This window comes from Paenibacillus sp. FSL E2-0190, assembly GCF_037992965.1.
Taxonomy (GTDB): Bacteria; Bacillota; Bacilli; order Paenibacillales; family Paenibacillaceae; genus Paenibacillus_AQ; species Paenibacillus_AQ odorifer.
This window is the reverse complement of sequence record NZ_CP150306.1, coordinates 980,974-1,000,579: the sequence shown is the minus strand read 5'-3', so window position 1 is coordinate 1,000,579 and position 19,606 is coordinate 980,974. Positions and strand designations below refer to the sequence as shown.

At 45.3% G+C, this 19,606-nt stretch carries 16 protein-coding genes; 10 read left to right on the top strand and 6 right to left on the bottom strand.

Annotated features, from left to right (window positions below; translation table 11 throughout):
- Position 1 precedes the first annotated feature (1 nt).
- From NST25_RS04290 to NST25_RS04265, 6 genes are all read left to right on the top strand, one after another.
- Positions 2 to 1,348 (top strand): extracellular solute-binding protein, encoded by a 1,347-nt coding sequence (locus NST25_RS04290; protein WP_076194381.1) that lies wholly within the window; start codon positions 2 to 4, stop codon positions 1,346 to 1,348.
- A gap of 107 nt (positions 1,349 to 1,455) precedes the next feature.
- Positions 1,456 to 2,349: a sugar ABC transporter permease gene (locus NST25_RS04285; protein ID WP_076105422.1), complete on the top strand. Its 894-nt coding sequence runs from the start codon at positions 1,456 to 1,458 to the stop codon at positions 2,347 to 2,349.
- Between the two features lie 2 nt (positions 2,350 to 2,351).
- A complete protein-coding gene (locus tag NST25_RS04280; RefSeq protein WP_076130664.1) occupies positions 2,352 to 3,185 on the top strand; it encodes a carbohydrate ABC transporter permease in 834 nt (277 codons plus the stop codon).
- 35 nt (positions 3,186 to 3,220) lie between these two features.
- A complete protein-coding gene (locus NST25_RS04275) occupies positions 3,221 to 5,053 on the top strand; it encodes a sensor histidine kinase (RefSeq protein ID WP_076130665.1) in 1,833 nt (610 codons plus the stop codon).
- A gap of 17 nt (positions 5,054 to 5,070) precedes the next feature.
- The gene (locus NST25_RS04270) at positions 5,071 to 6,570 is read left to right on the top strand and encodes a response regulator (protein WP_340393377.1); all 1,500 of its coding nucleotides are present in this window, start codon (positions 5,071 to 5,073) and stop codon (positions 6,568 to 6,570) included.
- Positions 6,542 to 7,321 carry a fused MFS/spermidine synthase gene (locus NST25_RS04265; protein ID WP_340393376.1) on the top strand — a complete coding sequence of 260 codons (780 nt, stop codon included), beginning with the start codon at positions 6,542 to 6,544 and terminating at the stop codon, positions 7,319 to 7,321. Before NST25_RS04270 ends, NST25_RS04265 begins: the two co-directional genes overlap by 29 nt.
- A gap of 87 nt (positions 7,322 to 7,408) precedes the next feature.
- Here the strand turns inward: NST25_RS04265 and NST25_RS04260 are convergent, their stop codons facing one another.
- The 5 genes from NST25_RS04260 to NST25_RS04240 form a co-directional block, all read right to left on the bottom strand.
- On the bottom strand, positions 7,409 to 8,296 hold the full coding sequence (locus NST25_RS04260) for a sugar phosphate isomerase/epimerase family protein (RefSeq protein WP_076310568.1): 888 nt from the start codon (positions 8,294 to 8,296) through the stop codon (positions 7,409 to 7,411).
- Between the two features lie 36 nt (positions 8,297 to 8,332).
- Positions 8,333 to 9,355, bottom strand: a complete 1,023-nt coding sequence (locus NST25_RS04255; RefSeq protein WP_036686912.1) for a LacI family DNA-binding transcriptional regulator — start codon at positions 9,353 to 9,355, stop codon at positions 8,333 to 8,335.
- Between the two features lie 68 nt (positions 9,356 to 9,423).
- Positions 9,424 to 11,001 (bottom strand): DUF3502 domain-containing protein, encoded by a 1,578-nt coding sequence (locus NST25_RS04250; protein ID WP_076105428.1) that lies wholly within the window; start codon positions 10,999 to 11,001, stop codon positions 9,424 to 9,426.
- Between the two features lie 80 nt (positions 11,002 to 11,081).
- Positions 11,082 to 11,978, bottom strand: coding sequence for a carbohydrate ABC transporter permease (locus tag NST25_RS04245; RefSeq protein WP_076105429.1), 897 nt, complete (start codon positions 11,976 to 11,978; stop codon positions 11,082 to 11,084).
- A gap of 28 nt (positions 11,979 to 12,006) precedes the next feature.
- Positions 12,007 to 12,951 (bottom strand): ABC transporter permease subunit, encoded by a 945-nt coding sequence (locus NST25_RS04240; protein WP_305953532.1) that lies wholly within the window; start codon positions 12,949 to 12,951, stop codon positions 12,007 to 12,009.
- Between the two features lie 643 nt (positions 12,952 to 13,594).
- Here NST25_RS04240 and bglX point away from each other — a divergent pair.
- From bglX to NST25_RS04220, 4 genes are all read left to right on the top strand, one after another.
- Positions 13,595 to 15,754 (top strand): beta-glucosidase BglX, encoded by a 2,160-nt coding sequence (gene bglX, locus NST25_RS04235; protein ID WP_076276802.1) that lies wholly within the window; start codon positions 13,595 to 13,597, stop codon positions 15,752 to 15,754.
- 116 nt (positions 15,755 to 15,870) lie between these two features.
- Positions 15,871 to 16,839, top strand: coding sequence for a metallophosphoesterase family protein (locus NST25_RS04230; protein WP_340393375.1), 969 nt, complete (start codon positions 15,871 to 15,873; stop codon positions 16,837 to 16,839).
- A 186-nt stretch (positions 16,840 to 17,025) separates the two neighbouring features.
- Positions 17,026 to 17,778: a 3'-5' exonuclease gene (locus tag NST25_RS04225; RefSeq protein ID WP_036686897.1), complete on the top strand. Its 753-nt coding sequence runs from the start codon at positions 17,026 to 17,028 to the stop codon at positions 17,776 to 17,778.
- A gap of 173 nt (positions 17,779 to 17,951) precedes the next feature.
- Entirely contained in the window at positions 17,952 to 18,704 is a 753-nt protein-coding gene (locus NST25_RS04220) for a MerR family transcriptional regulator (RefSeq protein WP_076187440.1), read from the top strand.
- Positions 18,705 to 18,788: 84 nt separating this feature from the next.
- On the opposite strand, the gene aroD is transcribed toward NST25_RS04220, so the two are convergent.
- Positions 18,789 to 19,553, bottom strand: a complete 765-nt coding sequence (gene aroD / locus NST25_RS04215; RefSeq protein WP_076130672.1) for a type I 3-dehydroquinate dehydratase — start codon at positions 19,551 to 19,553, stop codon at positions 18,789 to 18,791.
- Positions 19,554 to 19,606: the final 53 nt, after the last annotated feature.

Sequence of the window (19,606 nt, the reverse complement as noted above, 5' to 3'; positions counted from 1 at the left end):
TATGAGAAATAAGTTATTTTCGTTATCCTTTGTTATGATTATGGTCTTATCTTCAACACTTGCTGGTTGTGGTTCGAATAATGACAACACCACGAATAACGGTGCTGCCGCAACTGAAAAGCCCGCAGCAACTAACGCAGAGAATACCGGCGGTGACACAAATGCAACTGCCGAACCTGCAGCAGGAGCTGATATCAGCGGCAAAATCACCTTCCTAACTAACAGAACAGACATGATCGGCAAAGAATATGACGAATATTTAAAGCGCTTTAATGAAAAATACCCGAACATTAAAGTCGAATTCGAAGCTTCCCAAACCGACTATAACCAACAGGCTAAAGTCAGAATGGCCAGCGGCGAGCTTCCAGACGTTATGTTTATTCCTTCCATCCCTAACTCCGACCTGCCGAAATATTTTGCTTCACTGGATGATCTCGGCTTGAACGATCAGATCACCTTTAAAGACTTCAAATCCTTTGATGGTAAGCTTTACGGAATTACTACAGGGAACTCTACTTCCGGTATTGTTTATAACAAAACAGCATTCACTGATGCCGGCATCACCGAAACGCCTAAGACTTGGGATGAATTCCTGGCTGCCTGCGAGAAGCTGAAAGCAAAAGGTGTTATTCCAATGTCCTCTAACTTTAAAGACAAATGGCCACTTGGTACTTGGGCTTATGACACACCACGCTTAATTGAAGGCAATCCTGATTTTCCAAATGCTAAGCTGAGCTCTGAAACACCGTTCACTATAGACAACGGTTATGGCAAAGCTTTCAGCCTACTTAGAGAGCTCAATGAAAAAGGCTATCTGGAAAAAGACATCAACTCCACCAACTGGGAGCAATCGAAAAAGGACATCGCTTCCGGCAAATTCGCCATGTACTATCTTGGCAACTGGGTTATTAACCAAGTTATCGGAGCAGGCGCTTCTTCAGACAATGTGGGCTTCTTCCCATTCCCTTATGACAATTCGGGTAAACCATCTGCTACCCTTAGCCCTGACTTCTTCTATGCCGTTGCCAAAAACAGCAAAAATTTAGAGGCAGCTAAAGCCTTCGTAAAATGGATGATTGAGGATTCAGGTTATGAGGATTTCGCCGGCTTTATCTCTCCATTAAAAGGCAAGGAATCCAATCTGACTCAGCTGAAAGAATTCCAAGCTACCGGAGTAGAACTGGTAGAAGGAACTGTTGACGATGCAAAGGTTACAGAAATCGGCAACAAGGCACAACTGGATCTCCCTGCTGTTGTACAGGAATTTGTACTTGCCAAAGATCCACAAACCGTATTAGACAAGTGGAATAAAGCTTGGGCTAAAGCCAAGAAGGACCTCGGTTATTAATTTGAGCTTTTGATTCGAAGTACACTACGGAGCAAAATGGATTATTGCTTTTACGGATAATCCATTTTGCCTTTCCATACCACGTTTTTATGAAAGAAGGGCTAGCGATGTTCGGAACACTTTCCTATAACAAACAGAAGACGATTATCATTGTATCCTTCCTCACGATTCCTTTGTTGCTGCTCGCAACATTCACGTATTATCCGGCACTCAAGCTGATTTATTACAGCTTTACGAATTGGGATGGCTATAGCCCTGAGAAGCCTTGGGTCGGTCTCGATAATTACCGCGAAGTCTTCTCCAACCCCGATATTTTCAAGGTATTTACCCATAACTTTGCTTATTTCGCGATGGGAATTCTCCAGAATATCGTCGCTATTTATTTTGCGATTGTGCTCAATAGTAAGTTGAAAGGAAAAAATGCATTTCGAATCTTACTGTTCCTCCCTTACATTATGAACGGTGTCGCCGTCGCCTTTATGTTTGGTTATGTCTTTGACACCACCAATGGCTCTCTGAATATGTTCCTGAATAGCATCGGTCTTACCGGACTAGGACAGACCAGTTGGCTTGGAACAGAAGGACTGGTTAACTATTCTCTGGCGTCCACAGGATTTTGGCGTTTCATGGGTTATAACATGGTAATCTACATCGCCTCCTTGCAGGCCATTCCAAACGATATCTATGAGGCCTCAAAGATCGATGGTGCCGGACCTTTTCAAACACTTTGGAGAATTACTTTACCGAATATGAAGCCAGTCATCCAGCTTAACTTATTTCTTACCGTCACAGGGGCACTGGAAGTATTCGATCTCCCCTTCGTGTTGACCAAGGGCGGCCCCGCAGGCGCCAGCGAAACATACGTACAAAAAGTTGTAGATACTGCATTTGCTTACAATAATTACGGCCTCGCTTCTGCCATGAGTATTATCTTGCTTTTCTTTGTCGTCATCGTACTGTTAGTACAGCAACTAGTTCTAAGCCGGGGAGGGGACAAATAGATATGACATACTCCAAATTTCGCTTCACAGATGTTATTAAATACTTCTCGCTGCTTATCGGCGTATTTGTTGTACTCTTTCCTCCGTATGTGGTCATCGTCAATGCCTTTAAATCCACTGACGAATTTAACAGCAGCAGCTCCATGGCACTGCCAAAAAGCTTTTTGAATTTCGATAATTTCACTGCCGTTTTCCAGCGTGGGGGTCTACTTAACGGATTTGGTAATGTGTTAATCATTATAGCTATTACTTTAATTCTGAACATTCTGTTCGGCACTATGGTAGCATTTGTATTGGGACGCTTCTCTTTCAAATTGAAACCCGTTGTCTTCGGTGCATATCTAGTAGCCACCATTATTCCTAGTATCACGACACAAGTGGCGACTTTTGGTATCATCAAAAGCATGGGGCTTTACAATACACTTGGCGCCCCGATCGTGCTTTATATTGGAGCGGATGTAATTCAAATTATTTTATATCTGCAATTTATCCGTAATATTCCCGTGGATCTCGATGAAAGTGCGATGGTAGAAGGTGCCTCTCTGTTCAGAATCTATCGGTCGATTATTTTCCCTTTACTTACGCCAGCTACGGCTACTTTGATTATTCTGAAAACCATTAGCATTTACAATGACATGTACATCCCTTACCTCTACATGCCGAAACAAAGCCTTGGTGTAGTTACGACGATCCTAATGCGTTTTCAAGGGGTCAATTCGGGGGAATGGAATTTAATCTGTGCGGCTATTCTGCTTATCCTGCTGCCAACAGTAATTCTATATTTCTTCCTGCAGCGTTACATCTTTGAAGGCGTAACCAGTGGAGCGGTCAAATAAGGTAGGTAGCTTATTACAGGAAAGGAACAACGCAAATGCTATCATACATCCGGTTAACTTTACGCAAAATGTGGTTGTTCCTTGCCAATCTACCGATGGAGCGCAAGCTGATCGTTATCTTTGTCTTTCTGATCTCTCTGCCGATCACTTATGTAAGTTATCTATCGTCCCGCTCCATGTTCAACTCGGTTCTTGTGAATGCGACTGACGGTGCGGGTCAAATGACATCGAATGCTTCAGATACCATCGACCGATATATTGCCGACCTCAAAAGATATACAGCCCTGCCGCTGTATAACACCGATGTGCAAGTCTACCTGACACAGCAAAATACCGACTGGGAAAAAAATACGGGCATGGCGATGTTCCTTAGCTATTTGAATCATACTAAGGAAGAGATCATTGCCGTGTATTTGGTGGATCAGTACGGTTCTGTCTTTTATGATAAAGACGCTGGAATTAATGAACTGTATCCAGAGGAACGATTAGCCAAATGGAGAACCATGAGTGAAGATGCCGGAGCAGCGCCTGTCATTCAGGGCAGACATACGATCCGCACCAACTCGAATGTCCATAAAGAGGTCTTTAGTGTTCTGCGTACGATTAACTCTGTAAGCACATTGCAGAATATAGGAATTCTCGTTTTCGATGTAGACATCAATCTGTTTAAGGGCATTATCGATCCCGTAAATGCAGTTACGCAAGGAAACACGTTCATTGTAGATAACAATGGAGATCTGATTTATGCCAGTGAAGATTCCGCGGTTCCGAATCTGGCTGCCGATACACAAACTCTGAATACAAAGCTGTTGCTGCAGCAAGTAAATCAGCAGCAGGATCATTTTCAAATAGACTTGAATGGCCAGTCTTATCTTGCAGTGTATACCGTCTCGAAACAGACCGGGTGGACCACTATGGTTACGATTCCTTTAACACGTATCCTGTCCCCTGTACAAAAGAATCGTAATACGCTTATCTTGACCACACTGATTATCATTGCTTTTGCACTTTTTGTTGCGACTATAATTTCCCATGCCCTGACCAAACCCCTTAAATCCTTGGTCCGCTTAATGAAACGGGTGCAGCATGGTAATCTGGATGTCTGGCAGCATTCCAAATATAATGATGAGATTGGGATGCTGGGCAGTCATTTTAATCGGATGATCATAAGGATCAAAGATCTGTTACAAGAAGTGTCTATCACGGAGAAACGGAAGCAAAAGGCTGATATGCGGGCGCTTCAAAACCAGATTAATCCCCATTTTATTTACAATACGCTGGAATCCATCCGCATGCTCGCAGAGAGCAATGATGATCCACGTGTGGCGAAGCTAACCTATTTACTTGGGCTTCAAATGCGTTACAGCATTGTCCGAAACGAAGAGGCTGTTACAATTAGACAAGAGCTGGATCATGTGAGAAATTATTATCAGCTGCTGGAAATCCGATTCCCAGACAAGTTCAGACTTAACATCGACGTGCCGGACGAATTCCTTCATCTTCCTGTTATTAAGCTTGTCTTTCAACCGATCGTAGAGAATGCTGTCTTTCACGGTCTGGATCAAAAGGTAGGACCGGGCACCTTGAGCATCACCGCATGGAGCGAGCATGGAGATGCCGTATTCTGTGTAGAAGATGATGGGATCGGTATGGATGAAGCCACCCTTCGTTCCTTAAACAATAGTCTGCAGACTGGAACGGACAATGAAAGGTTCGGGATTGGACTACGAAATGTAAATGAAAGAATTCGCCTGCATTACGGCAGTTCGTTTGGTCTGCTTGTTGAGAGTGAGCTTGGAATCGGCACTCGTGTTACCCTGCGCATTGCGGATATTAACGCTAAATTCAGTGAAGATGAATTTATTTAGGAGAGGGGCTGCTCAGATTGCTGCGTATTGCGATTGTGGATGATGAGATCTTAATCCGCGAAGGACTGGCCCGAATGATCAGTAAAGAAAGCGCCGAATTTCTGGTCATCGGCACCTACTCCGACGGAAAACATCTATTAGATAAGTTAAGCACACTTCAACTTGATGTTGTGATTACAGATATTCGTATGCCGCAAATCAATGGCTTGGAGCTGATTAAACAGTTAAAAGCCACCCATCCGCAGATCTACTCTATTCTAATGAGTGGATTTGTTGAATTTAATTATGCCCGAGAAGCCATCCGCAGCTCAGCTGTAGACTATTTATTAAAACCAATTAATAAAGAGCAGCTGTTCGAGCTGCTTTATCGGCTAGACAAAGAACGGCAGCTCGCGCGCGACAAGGAAGAACGCCACCGTTCCGGGCTTTTATTGACAGTCTTACATATCGAAGAGCCCTCTTCCCCTCTCCTATTATCCAGCCTTACCTTGCCCCAGCCTTATTTCTCGGTCTTTGTCCTCAAAGGGAGCGCCAGAGAAACCGTCTGCTCCTGCGCAGACAGTCTGCGGCAAGAGAAGGCGTTGAGCTTCGACAGCTTGGAGATTCAAAAAGGACTCTACGTCTGGATTGTATATTCTGCTGAGCCGCTGTCAGACAACGATTTAAAAGATATCGGTGACATTATGCGGATATCTGCACACGGAAAGATCCTACATGTAGGTACCAGCGGTTGTTATAATGAGGTATCCAAGCTTAGACAGGCATACCTAGATGCTAAACAAGCCTGCAACATAGGCATATATAATCCGGAGCCTGTACATTACGCGAATATTCAGAATATTCAACAGCCGGAGATGAACCTCCTGGATCACTTTAATACAATTAGAGAACCGCTGATCCATAACCTGCAGATTCTGAATGTGACAGGCGTCTTAGAATGGATTCATGACCTGTTCTCAGTGCTGAAAGCACAACAAGCCGGTCCTGACCAAATTCTCCGGGTCTGTCGATGGGTTGAAGAAACTGCACAAAAGGAACTGCAAGAATTCGAGGCCCGCAATAAAAGTGCTCCCGACCTCAGGTTGGATGACAGAATTGCGTCCAGCATGAGCTTTTGCGACATTGAGGAGATGTTTACCGCTCATTTCACAAACATTCTGACCGAAATCAGAACCCATCGTCTGGAGATGTCCGGCACAGCCATAGAAACCATAAAACGCTGGATATCCGCTAACTATAATCAGCATGCGGATCTGAACACTTTGGCAAATATGGTTTTTTTGACTCCAAGCTATTTAAGCAAGCTGTTCAAGCAAGAGACCGGACTTACACTGACGGACTACATCACGGAAATTCGGCTGCGCAAAGCCAAACATCTGCTCAAGAATGCTCCCGACCTGAAGGTTCACGAGATTGGGGCAGAGGTTGGATATGGCGATCCTGCCTACTTCAACAAGCTTTTTAAACGTGTTGTCGGGGTTACACCCAATGAATATAAACGAATTAGTATTGTATAAGGAGATCGATCACTTGCATTCAGAGCTTCAAAGAAATAGCGAAAATCATGAAATAACCGTCTACGACACAACAGAACTATATGGTGAAAAAGGCTCCTTCCGTGTTATGCAGTTCTCGAATCATGCCACTCAAGGTGCGATGGATCTTAATGACCCGCAACGAATTCTCTTTGAATATCCGCGGGCCATCATTCACTTCATGGAGTTCAACCTCCCCTCTTTTGAGGATGTTTTTCTTATTGGGCATGGAATTGGAACAATTGCCGGACATTTTCCGGACAAAAGATTTAAAGTAGCCGAGCTAGACAAACAAGTAGTCGAATTAAGCCGCCGCTGCTTTGGATATAGTCAAGATAACGTAGTGATCGGTGACGGACGTCAGATCCTTGAAGGCGAAGCCCCGCAGGTATATGATTACATCATTTTGGATGCCTTTACTGCCGCTGGTACACCAAGGCATTTGATCTCCCGTGAATTTTTCAGTATTACCCGTTCGAAGTTGACCACAAGCGGATATATTCTCATGAATCTAATGGGAAAAGGTGAACATGACCCGCTGATCAACGCGATTTATACGACGCTAGCCGAAGAGTACGCCTATATCAGAGCCTTTTCCCTGCCTTCAGAAGGGGCTGCCGATATCCAAAATATCATTATGGTTGGCGGCAGCACCCCTATCCGCTTTCAAGCCCGCCATTTGGCTGGCTTCAAAGAAATACAGCTGGGACAAGGATATCTGATTCAGGATTAAATCAGGATTAACTATAAAAAATGACCTCATCCTCCACTTCACTGTGGATTTCGAGGTCATTTTTGGGTTGTTTTCATACGGCACCATTTAAACCGGATTAGGCACAAAGCTGCCACCACGGCAATATTTCAAGTAATTCAATGCATGCACCTGGCCGGTCATTTCCAGCTCATCACGATACACTGGATCATGCCAGCCTTCGATATCAATCGTACCTTTATAACCCGCTTGGCGCAGGATGGTGATTACATCTACCCAATTGGTATCCCCGAAGCCAGGGGTCCGGTCCCATACATAAGGTTTGGGGCCATGAATACCGTATTCCTTAACGATGTCCCAAGCGATGGTCGCATCCTTGCCATGCACATGGAATACTTTATCCATCCATTTGCGCAGCTGCGGAAGCGGATCAATCAATGCGATCATCTGGTGGCAAGGCTCCCATTCCAATCCCAGATTATCCGCCGGAACGGCATTGAACATCTTCTCCCAGGCCGAAGGATTGTGAGCGATGTTCCACTCTCCGCTCTGCCAATTTCCGCCCATAGCGCAATTCTCAAAAGCAATCCGCAGGCCACGATCTGCCGCTCTCTTCGCCAATTCTCCGAACACCTCTGTAAACTTCGGGATGGACTCATCAATGGACAAACCTGGCAATCGACCGGTGAACCCGCCTATAATATCTGTGCCAAACAAATGTGCATGATCAATCAGCCGCTCCCAGCTGGCCAATGTGTCGGCATTGTCGCCGCTGCCATTCAGCGGATTGCCATAGATGCCCACAGAAGAGATGACAAAATCATGTTCAGCAGCTAACTCCCTCAGTCGTGCAGCCGTTTCTATCAAATCGGTTTCGCCGGTGGTCTGCCAAAAGTTCAGATTAAATGATTCAAATCCATGCCCCACAATTTGTGGAATGACCTTAACGGCTTCTCCACCACGTACAATCGTACCTATTCTCAGTGTATCTTGCATTTCGGTTCCACTCCAATAAAGGTTTATAGTGTGATCTTAACGAGGTTTAATCATCTTGCAGGAACCACGCTTGAGCAATACCGCATCATAGACAATATGCTGATGGTTTGAACGTCCGGAAATGAGATCAAACAGAACACCTACACTGGATAAGGCCATTTCCGTACCCGGCTGGCTGATTGTATCAAGAGAAGGATGATAATATTCAGCCATCTCGATCCCGTCAAAGCCAATGATCGAAATATCATCAGGGATAGATAACCCCGCGGTAAGCACCGCTTTGGCAGCACCGATGGCAATCGTGTCGGAAGCGGCAAATATAGCTGTAATTCCCTTGTTCTTGTTGAGCAGTCTCCGCGCAGCATTAAATCCCGAGCTGGGACTGTATTCACAATCCTCAACCAACCCTGAATCATAGGGCAGACCCTGCTCTTCGAGTGCTTTTTTGTAGCCTAAATACCGCCGGTTGCCCGTGGTTTCATCCAATAATGGAGACTTGGCTAAAAAGCCGATATTCGTATGACCTAATGAGATCAAATAATTGGTAGCCTTATAAGCTTCCTTCGTTTCATTGATAATAACGCTGGAAAAAATAAGCGGGTTCACCTCCTGCGTTGAGGTGATCGTTGTCAGCACAAACGGAACCGTCAGCTGTTTGAACTTCTCTTCAGAATGATCATAGGTTCCACCCATGAAGATAATCCCGCACAGATTTTTCTCCTTCACCAGTTGAATTGCAGCATTGATTTCATCGGTCCCATCCTCTACTTGCTGGATAAGAAACGGGTAGCCCCGCAGATTGACCTGCCGTTCAATTTCTCTGATCATATTAGAGAAAAAAGGATTGGTAATCCCCTTGACCATAAGTGCAATGTTCTTAGATTGTGTAGTTTTCAAATTCCGCGCGTTGGAATTGGGAATATAATTGTATTCCTTAACCACACTCATCACTTTCTCACGTGTAGACTTGCTCACCGGTCCCTTGTTATTGATTACCCTGGAGACCGTCGAGATGCCCACACCGGAAATCCGCGCGATATCCTTGATATTTACATCCACTTTACTCCCCCATTTATGGGTAAAGGAGCTATATCGAATTATAGCTCCCTTACACCCCTTAACTTTCTTTAGTTGACAGGAACAAACGCAGCCAATTGCTTCTCTACTTCGGCAATGACCTTGTCAACTCCTGCTTTTTTCAACTGATCACGGTACTCCGCAACAGCTGCTTTTGGATCTTTGCTTGTTTTACCAAGCATCAATTGAATACCGAGCTGTGAATTCACGTTGGAAATCGAAGCAATTTCAGTTGTAACATTGGTTGGATCAAAGCTGAAGCCATTGTAAGGATCATCGATAGCCACTTTATCCCATTCTGCGAATAAGGAGTTACGGATTGGGTTTTCTGTATCCGTAGGAACTACGAATTTGTCATTACGAAGTGACCAAGCAGCGAAACCTCCGCCGTCCGTTTTATCGTTGAAGCCTGCAGGCTGCTTTTTAACACCATTTTCCATCACATATTGTTTGCCTTCAATACCGTTTTGGATGAGGTTGTAGTAGCTTTCATCGGTCATGAACTTCTCGATCACCATCAGAGCGCGCTCTGGATTAGCTGAGTTCGTGCTGATTACAGTCGAGTTGTCAACGCCCATCTTACGTTTGATCTTCTTATTAGCTTCCGCAAAAGTAAAGAAGTAAGGATCTGATTCCGGTTGCGCCTTCAAATCCGCACCGTATTGGCCGATCCAGTCCTGAGCATGAGTCAAATAACCTGCGGAGTTAGCTGCTCTGAAGTTATCCTTGCTGCCTAGGGTCGCAGACAGCACATCTTTACTCCAGTAACCCTTATCCGCCCATTCACGCATCTTCACAGCCCAATCTTCAAATTCCTGAGTGAAGGCTGGATGGAAGACGGTCTTGTAGTCCTCTGGACTTTTGGTCACAAGATTCAGCTCATTCAAAGATATACCAGGAGCGTTAAGCCACATCCCTGTAGTATCTACGAGCATTCTGAACATATTGGCTGCATCTTCTGCCTTGCCGTTAATTGGTGGGAAGGACTCATTAGCAACCACATTATCCATGTATTTAACCATATCATCAATGGAAGTGATTTTGTCCATTCCATATTTCTTCAGCAAGTCAGAACGATAGGCATAACCGGCAGGTGTGTATTCGCTATAAAGACTTGGTACACCATAAATTTTGCCTTTGTATTTTGTATTCTCCCACACACTTTCCGGGATTTCCGCTTTTAGCTTAGGAGCAACTTTATCCAGCATATCTGTAAGGTCCACTAGAGCGCCTTCACTAGCCAATGTGAAATAAGACACCGGAGCTCCGGGAGATGCATGCGACATATCAAATTCTTCGCCTGAAGCAAATAGCAGCGGGTACTTAGTAGCGATATCCGGCCAGTCAATATACTTCACTTCAATCGTAGCGTTTAGATCAGCTTTGAGCTTCTTGTTAATCTCAGCGAGGATTTCTTTATTTTTAACTCCTTCGCTGCCCCAGAGGTAGTACACCAGCTTAGCTTCCTTGGAAGTATCCACTCCGCCTGCATTGGCTGAAGCCTCTGGAGCTTTCGTGGCTGCCGGATCATTACTCGGCTCATTGTTGTTCTTGGATGTGCAGGCTGTCAGTGCTCCAGTAAGCATGAGGACAGCAATTAAAGAAGACGCGATCTTTTTACCTTTCATTTAGGTAAGCCTCCCTTTTCTCTTCTATTTATGAAACTTTCATTTATAATAAACGCTCTTCGAAAAGAAGATTGCGTCCATTAACCCTTTACAGCCCCGATGGTGAGGCCTGTTACGAAATAACGCTGTACAAATGGATACAGGAGAATAATCGGTCCAGTGGCCAGCACAGCTGTAGCCATCTTGATGGATTGCGTCGGAAGATCAGCAGTATTGATGACCGCTCCCGAGTTGATTAGCGCTCCTAAGTTCGTCTGATTGACCATTCGCTGCAAAAAGTATTGGAGCGGATATTTCGTCGGACTGTCAATATACAACATCCCGTTATACCACTCATTCCAAAAGCCTAGTGCTGAGAAAAGTCCAATAGTAGCCAAGGATGGAACCGCCAGCGGAATAAATATCCGCCAATAGATGCGAAAGTCACCAGCACCGTCAATGGTAGCGGATTCATATAAAGAATCCGGAATCGCCTTCATGAAATTACGCATCAGGAAGATGGACCATGCACCAACTACACCCGGAAGAATCATGGCGAATAAGCTGTCCTTCATATGCAGGTGCTTAACCATCAGGATGTATGTCGGAATCAAGCCGCCACTGAATAGTGTTGTAAAGTAAATCAAGAAGGAAAAGAAGTTGCGGTACTTGAAATCCTTACGGTTGAGCACGAATCCGGCCATCGACATCATAAACAGTCCGAGTACCGTACCCACTACGGTGATGAAGATAGTTACCTGATAAGCATTCACCAGCTGAGTAGAGTTGTTGAATAGCATCTCGTAAGCCTTAAAGGAAAATGCCTTCGGCAGCAGCTTGTAACCTTCACGAACAATTTCCTGCTCGTTCATGAACGATGAGGAGATCATCAACGCGAAGGGAAATAAACAGAAAAGCGCAAAGATAGCGATACAGATATAACTGACTGCTTTTATGAGAATGCTTCCGGAATCCTGTTTGATTGTACTCTTTTCCATATTTATCACCCCTGTTTCGTGTCTAGTCTTAGAACAAAGCGCTGTCCGGTTCTACCTTGCGTACAATAAAGTTAACTACAAGCACCAGGATCAGACCGAATAAGGATTGGTAGAAGCCCACTGCGGCACCCATAGAGAAGTTGAATTGTCCCACCAGTGAACGGAAGACATAGGTATCGATGATATCTGTCTGCGGATACAGTACAGAGTTGGTACCGATCAGATTATAGAAAAGGTCAAAGGATCCCTTGAGAATTCCACCCATACCGAACAGTAGAAGCAGAATAAAGGTTGGCTTCAGAATCGGCAAGGTCATATAACGGATTCGCTGCCAGGTAGTCGCTCCATCCATATAAGCTGCCTCGTACAGATCATGATTAATCCCTGTGATCGTTGCCAGATAAACAATCATTCCATATCCGGTACCCGCCCAGATCTTGAAAGCCACAATAATATATTTCCAGATGCCCGGATCGGAATAGAACTCGTAACGGTCTAGCCCCATTCCAGTTAACATCGTATTGATAAACCCGGAATTGAAATTGAATATATTGTAGGCAAACACACCGACGATAACCATGGAGATGAAATTCGGTAACAGGATAACGGATTGTGATATTTTTTTGAACCACTTGCCTGAGATCTCAGACAACATAATGGCAAATACTATTTGAATGATATTACCTAAAGCCAGAAAGACGATATTATAGAGCAGCGTATTCTTGGTAATATTCCATAGATCCCCATTTTGAACCAGAAACTCAAAGTTCTTAAGGCCGATAAAGTTACTTCCAAAAATCCCCTTATTGAGCTTGTAATCTACAAATGCGACGTAAGCTCCAGGCATTACAGCATAGTGAAAGATAACGAAATATACGATTACAGGCAGCAACATTAGAAAAAGAACTTTGTTCTTAATGACTTCCCGAACAATGTTTCCACCCACAAGCTTCAGTCTCGCCAAAGTGCCCACCTCCAATTTGAAAGATGCATTCAGTCACATGCATAAATTACCTTCCTTTCTTGTCCAGCAGCCAGAATAAAAACAGTTTGCCCAACCTTCATAAAAAAGTGTATCGAGTGTTGTAGAAACGTTTCCAGTGTTTCTGTAAAGCTCTCTGTGTGAGAAGCATACTCCCAAAATGTATGCGCTGTCAATTCATTTTATTTTTGAATTACAAGTACTAAAGTTACATATTTCACGTAAAAAAATATAAATTAGCTGTTTTTCCAAAGGCGATTGACTTTTTTTGGTGTTCAGACTAATATCGAGGTGTATCGTTTGTGGAAACGTTTTTATACTTTTCTTTCATAGACATGTCAGTCTCCATATGTAACATCTTAATGATGCAATCCTCTTCTGATTTAATTTATGCCTCATCCCTGTATCCGAAGAGAGAAATGCTATGATTTTCACAAAAAATGAACCTGATTATAGCTCAGGCCCATTCCGCATCTCGGAGCTGTGTGCCAGGAGAGTTAACGGTTCACTCCCATCCTTATCGCCTATCTAACGTAAGTTTTGCTAATAAAATCATGCTTACGCTGCCCGGCGGGGAACTACACATCTATTTAACAAACTAACTTTCAATGCGCTCACGAGGAAGGAGTTAACCATGACTAAAACGTTTATCCAAGATCTTGTGAACGATATGACCCTGGACGAAAAGCTGGCCCAATTAACCCAGCTAGGTCCTCACTATTGGGGTTTGGACGATACCGTGGATTTAACCGGACCATTTAAGGAACTGAATATTAAGCCGCAGGTAATGGAGAGCATCGGAAGTGTTCTGAACGGTATTGGAGCCCGGAATGTAATCGAGCAACAGACCCGACATTTGCAAACCAGCCGACAAAAGATTCCTCTGCTCTTCATGGCGGATGTCATTCACGGCTACCGGACCATCCTCCCGATTCCGCTGGCCATGGGCAGCAGCTTTGACCTTGAAGCCTGTGAAAGGTTTGCTGAAATCGCCGCCAAGGAGAGTGCGGCTGCCGGCATTCACGTCACCTTCTCGCCCATGACTGATCTCGTACGCGACCCGCGCTGGGGACGCGTCATGGAGACATCTGGTGAGGATCCCTATCTGAATGCCCGTGTCACCGAAAGTATGGTGCGGGGTTATCAGGGCAAGGACCTAAAAGAAAAAGGACGCATCGCTGCCTGTGTGAAGCACTTCGCTGGTTACGGTGCTCCCGAAGGCGGACGGGAATACAACACGGTGGATATGTCTTCCGGCGTATTGCGTGAGTTCTACTTGCCAGCCTATAAGGCTGCCGTAGATGCTGGTGTGGCCATGGTGATGGCCGCATTTAATACCATTGACCGTATCCCGGCAAGTGGTAATTCCGAACTTCTTCGCGGGATTTTACGGGAAGAATGGGGCTTCAACGGCGTTACCATCGCCGATTTCAATTCCGTTAATGAGCTGATTCCCCATGGCGCCGCGATAGATGGCCGTGAGGCAGCCGAGAAAAGTCTGGCTGCTGGGCTGGATATTGAGATGATGTCCACTCACTATCTAAACCACGGCGCTGCTCTGGTCGAGGAAGGAAAGCTTGATATCGCCTTGATCGATGAAGCCGTCATCCGGGTGCTTGAGCTCAAGGACGCGCTTGGCTTGTTCGATAATCCATTCAAGGATGCAGATCCGCTGGTGGATGAGGCTCCGAAACCTAGCGCGGAGCATCTGCAGGCCGCACGGGAGCTTGGAGCTAGCTCAGTTGTACTGCTCAAAAACGACAATGATGCTTTGCCCCTTAAACGTGGCATGAAGATTGGTCTGGCTGGTCCTTTCGCCACCTCCATTCATGTGCTGGGCGGTTGGGCCGGGACAGAAAAAGATCCGGCTGTATCACTCTACACCGGCCTTTCGCAAAAAACATCTGCCGAAAATATTTTTACGGCCATGACTGGTGAGCTGGGAAGCATGCTTGAGGGTGTTTTTGATGTGGAGGATGAAATTGAAGACGCCTACCAGGCGCTGAAGGATTGTGATGTAATTCTCGCCGCTGTCGGTGAGAACCAGCAGGATACCGGGGAAGGCGGAAGCAAATCCAATCTCCGCCTATCAGCCAATCAGGAGAAGCTGATCTGGCGTCTGAAGGATACCGGAAAAAAGGTCGTCACCATTGTATTCAGCGGCAGACCACTGGAGCTGAAACCCGTTCTTGATGCCAGCGACGCTCTGCTGCAGGCTTGGTTTCTGGGTACAGAGTCAGGAAATTCGCTGGCCGATGTGCTGTTCGGAGATTATAATCCTTCCGGACGTTTATCGATGAGCTTCCCCTACTCGGTTGGGCAAATTCCTGTCTATTACAATGCTTATCAAACGGGACGTCCTTATGATCCTATGTATCCTAATGTGCGTTACGTGACCCGTTATCTGGACTGCCCGAATGACCCGCTGTTCTGTTTTGGTTATGGCCTGAGCTATTCCAAGTTTGCTTACAACAGCTTCAATGTTGAAGCTGCGGATCGGGTGGTTGCCTCCATTGAAGTAGAGAATACTTCGGACATCGCCGGCAAGGAAACCGTTCAGCTCTACATCCACGACGTCAGCGCAAGTGTCGTGCGCCCGGTCAAGGAACTGAAAGGCTTCCAGCAGATTACACTCGCACCGCATGAGAAACAGGTGGTTTCCTTCGAAATCACCAGAGAAATGTTAATGTTCTACGGAAAAGACGATCAGTTGGTCTTCGAGCCTGGGGAATATGATATTATGATCGGTAGAAACTCTGGAGATCATTGCACTCAGCGGATCTGGATCGGCTGACCTGCGTATAGCTATGCTTCTAACGACGTCAGCCCTTATTGCCCTCTTGGCGCAATGAGGGGTTGGCGCCTCCACAGCTTGCTATTCAATATTCGATAGTAAGGGAGATTATTCTAATGAGACACAGTTTATCATTTCAGCAAGATGGCACTTTTAAAATCGTACAATTTACCGATCTGCACTGGATGGATGGAAGAGCTGAGGATCAGCTTACCGAGGCACTGATGGAACGCATTCTGGATGCGGAACAACCTGATCTTGTGGTTTTCACGGGAGATCTTATTTACACGGGTCCTGTATCACCGGGAAACAAGGCATGCGAGCACCCCGCACAAGCTTTTCGTGAGGCTATCGCTGCCGTGGAGAGATCCGGCATCCCTTGGACCTTTGTATTTGGCAACCATGACACAGAAACTCTGATTTCAAAGAGTGAACTGATGCAAATTGCCCTGGAACATCCCCACTGCCTGACCGAAGCCGGTCCAGAAGAGCTGGAAGGCTCGGGCAATTACACTCTTGAAATTAAAGATCAGGAAGACCACTCGGCTGCTATTTTGTATTTTCTGGACTCTGGCGGCTACTCCGAGTATGAGGATATCCCGGGCTACAATTGGATTGGGCGGAATCAGATCAACTGGCTGACGGCTGAATCTGCGCGGCTGAATCCGAAGACTGCTGAGAACAGGCTGCCTGCCTTGGCTTTCTTCCATATTCCAATTCCCGAATATCGGGATGTCTGGTCTACACAAGTCTGTCATGGGCATAAGTTTGAGCGTGTATGCTCACCTGAGGTGAACTCGGGCTTATTCTCAGCTTTGCTGGAAATGGGTGATGTGCTTGGCACCTTCTGCGGACATGACCATATCAACGATTTTAGCGGCAACCTGTATGGCATACGTCTTTCTTATGGCCGTGCTACCGGCTACAATACTTATGGAAAAGAAGGCTTTATGCGGGGAGCACGCGTCATCGAACTGGTCAAAGGCACTCAAGACTTCAATACCTGGCTTCGTCTTGATGACGGATCCGTTATAAATGAACAGCCGATTCATATGCCTGAACCTGCTGCCGATTCAGGACATTAATCTTTTATAGGATTAAATTTTAATAGTGATTAAATGAACCAGTGCGCAGATGTTACGCTGGTTCATTTTTTTGTGCAAATATTAGCTTGTCTCCATATTCCCCATTACATCACTTTTTTTGTTAAAATAGAGAAGTCGACGTATTAAGCACTACAGCGTCAGTCATGGAAACGGAGGCAAGTACCTGTGGATTATATTATTCTGGACATCGAATTCAACGGCCGTAAGTTTGCCAGCGAGCACCCTATGGAGGTCATTGAGATTGGAGCCGTCCGGTTAGACTCTTCACTGCAGTATAAGGATGAATTTTCTTCCTTGATCAAACCTATATATTTCTCCACCCTGAATTCCTTTATTAAGAAAAAAACGGGTATCCCTCAAGAGGAAATCGACATTGCCGCCCGCTTCCCCAAAGTCATCACTGCTTTTAGAGAGTGGCTTGATCTAAGTACAGACGGAGTTCTGCTGCTTACCTGGGGTGGCGAAGACATGAAGCGAATCATTCAGGATGTGCGCATGCACAAGATGGACGAATCCTACTGGATGTCCGCTACGTATTTCGATTTGCTCAAAGGAGTTCTTCGTGCGCGTGGTCTTAGCAATGATGTCAGCGTGGAAAGCGCGATGGCATTGTTTGAGCTTGAGCCTACTGGATCTGCACACCGGGCGCTGGATGATGCACGGATGACGTCAGAGATCTTCCGCGCCGTGTTTAAGGATCTGGATTTTGAGCGTTCACAGCATTACGTAGATACCTTCTCCAATGCCAAAGAACGCAAAACAGTTAAGGTAGCCATTAAGGCTATGACCTCACAAAAAATTGTACCTACCTGGGACCTTGTCGTTGAACACTACTTCTCAGACAAAGCAACCCTTGCGGACCCTCGTAAGCTGGAGGAATTGCACAATTATTTCACAGCACAGATGGGCCATAAATAAATTCAAGCAGCAAAGCTCAACATTATAGACTTATTCATAGCAGCGGCAGACTTCCCCATGATCATTCAGAGGGTAGCTGTCGCTGTTTTGGATATGCTAAAAAAACCATTTGACCTTCACGTTACGTAAAGGTGTACATTTGATTTGTAGGAGGTGATACTACGGAATACACAGTGCAGAAGCTCGCAGAGTTAGCTGGAATCAGCACACGGACCCTGCGCTACTACGATGAGTTTGGCATTCTTAAGCCGGCGAGAATCAACTCTTCGGGGTATCGTATATATGGCCGTACCGAAGTAGATCTACTACAGCAAATTTTATTTTATCGGGAGCTTGGCTTAAGTCTGGAACGTATCAAGGCTATTATGACAGAGCCCTCATTCGACGGAGCCAAAGCGCTGCGGGAGCATCATGACAAGCTACTGGAAAAAAGACAGCAATTAGATCTATTAATCGCTAACGTCGAAAAGACGCTGGCTCAAAAAGAAGGGAGAATTACCATGAGTGATACTGAAAAATTCGAAGGCTTTAAACAAAAGCTGGTAGATGACAACGAAAAGAAATATGGCCAAGAAATAAGGGAGAAATACGGAGATGACACCATTAATCAATCCAACCAAAAGCTTAAAGGAATGACAGAAGATCAATATGCCGCTATACAACAGCTTGAGGAAGAGATGTTCGAAACACTCTTGCAAGCAATGGAGCATGGAGATCCTGCCAGTGTATTAGCACAAAAAAGTGCAGACCTACACCGTGAGTGGCTCTCCTTCTACTGGAATTCCTATTCCAAAGAAGCTCATGCTGGTGTTGCACAATTGTATGTTGATGATGAACGTTTTACCGAATACTATGACAAACGCCGCCCTGGACTCGCTGCGTTTCTAAGAGATGCCGTACATGTATATACGGGAAAAAATGCGTAAGCGCACGAACAATATTTTAAAATAGAAAAAGGCATCCGGATACTCCGGATGCCTTTTTTTTGAGGCAATAGCAATCAGCAGAAATCACAGACTGCGGTGCAGCAGCGACAATGTATTTCGAAGCTCAGCGACAGCTACCTGGCCAGGTGCAGAAGGTTTATGTGCAGCTCCGAAGGTAAGCGCTGAACCAAAAACTTCACCTGCCAAACGGCTGATCACCCCGGCTCCCGCCATAGACATCGTTATAATCGGACGGTCTGCATATTTTTCCTTCATGATGTGTGTAGCTTCCAGCAAAGTTAGCACATCGCCTGCATCTTGGGGCATAACGGCAATTTTGGGCAAATCCCCGCCAAGCTCCTGCGCCTTGCATAACCGTGAGATGATCTCCTCTTTAGGAGGTGTACCCTGAAAATCATGATTTGAAATAATGACAGACACGTTATGAGCATGAGCAGCTTCGACCAGTAGCTTTACATCCTGCTCATCATTAAATAGTTCAACATCTATTATATCTACTAGACCGCTCTCGGCAGCAGCTTTATTCAGTGCTGTGTAATATTCCGTGCTGACTTGCTTCTCTCCGCCTTCTTTTGCACTCCGAAAAGTAAAAATCAGCGGCAGATCTGGAATCACAGAACAGATTTCGCTTAGTGCGTTCTTTACAGCTGCAACGTCTTCCACTTCAGCAAAAAAATCCGTCCGCCACTCCACCAAATCAGGTTGCAGTACTTTCAGCGCTTCCGCTTCCTGCTTCAGCTCAGACAAGGTCGCTCCAATTAGCGGAACACATATCTTAGGGATTCCTTCGCCGATGATCACATTTTTAACGGTTACTGTTCTGCTCATTATTTAAGCTCCTTATCCTATCTCATCTAGTATAGATCTTGAATATCCTGTAC

Bases quoted from the DNA above. Each gene is read 5' to 3' on its own strand.
- NST25_RS04290 (WP_076194381.1), top strand. From the start codon at position 2: ATGAGAAATAAGTTATTTTCGTTATCCTTTGTTATGATTATGGTCTTA.
- NST25_RS04285 (WP_076105422.1), top strand. From the start codon at position 1,456: ATGTTCGGAACACTTTCCTATAACAAACAGAAGACGATTATCATTGTA.
- NST25_RS04280 (WP_076130664.1), top strand. From the start codon at position 2,352: ATGACATACTCCAAATTTCGCTTCACAGATGTTATTAAATACTTCTCG.
- NST25_RS04275 (WP_076130665.1), top strand. From the start codon at position 3,221: ATGCTATCATACATCCGGTTAACTTTACGCAAAATGTGGTTGTTCCTT.
- NST25_RS04265 (WP_340393376.1), top strand. From the start codon at position 6,542: ATGAATATAAACGAATTAGTATTGTATAAGGAGATCGATCACTTGCAT.
- NST25_RS04260 (WP_076310568.1), bottom strand. From the start codon at position 8,296: ATGCAAGATACACTGAGAATAGGTACGATTGTACGTGGTGGAGAAGCC.
- NST25_RS04250 (WP_076105428.1), bottom strand. From the start codon at position 11,001: ATGAAAGGTAAAAAGATCGCGTCTTCTTTAATTGCTGTCCTCATGCTT.
- NST25_RS04245 (WP_076105429.1), bottom strand. From the start codon at position 11,978: ATGGAAAAGAGTACAATCAAACAGGATTCCGGAAGCATTCTCATAAAA.
- bglX (WP_076276802.1), top strand. From the start codon at position 13,595: ATGACTAAAACGTTTATCCAAGATCTTGTGAACGATATGACCCTGGAC.
- NST25_RS04230 (WP_340393375.1), top strand. From the start codon at position 15,871: ATGAGACACAGTTTATCATTTCAGCAAGATGGCACTTTTAAAATCGTA.
- aroD (WP_076130672.1), bottom strand. From the start codon at position 19,553: ATGAGCAGAACAGTAACCGTTAAAAATGTGATCATCGGCGAAGGAATC.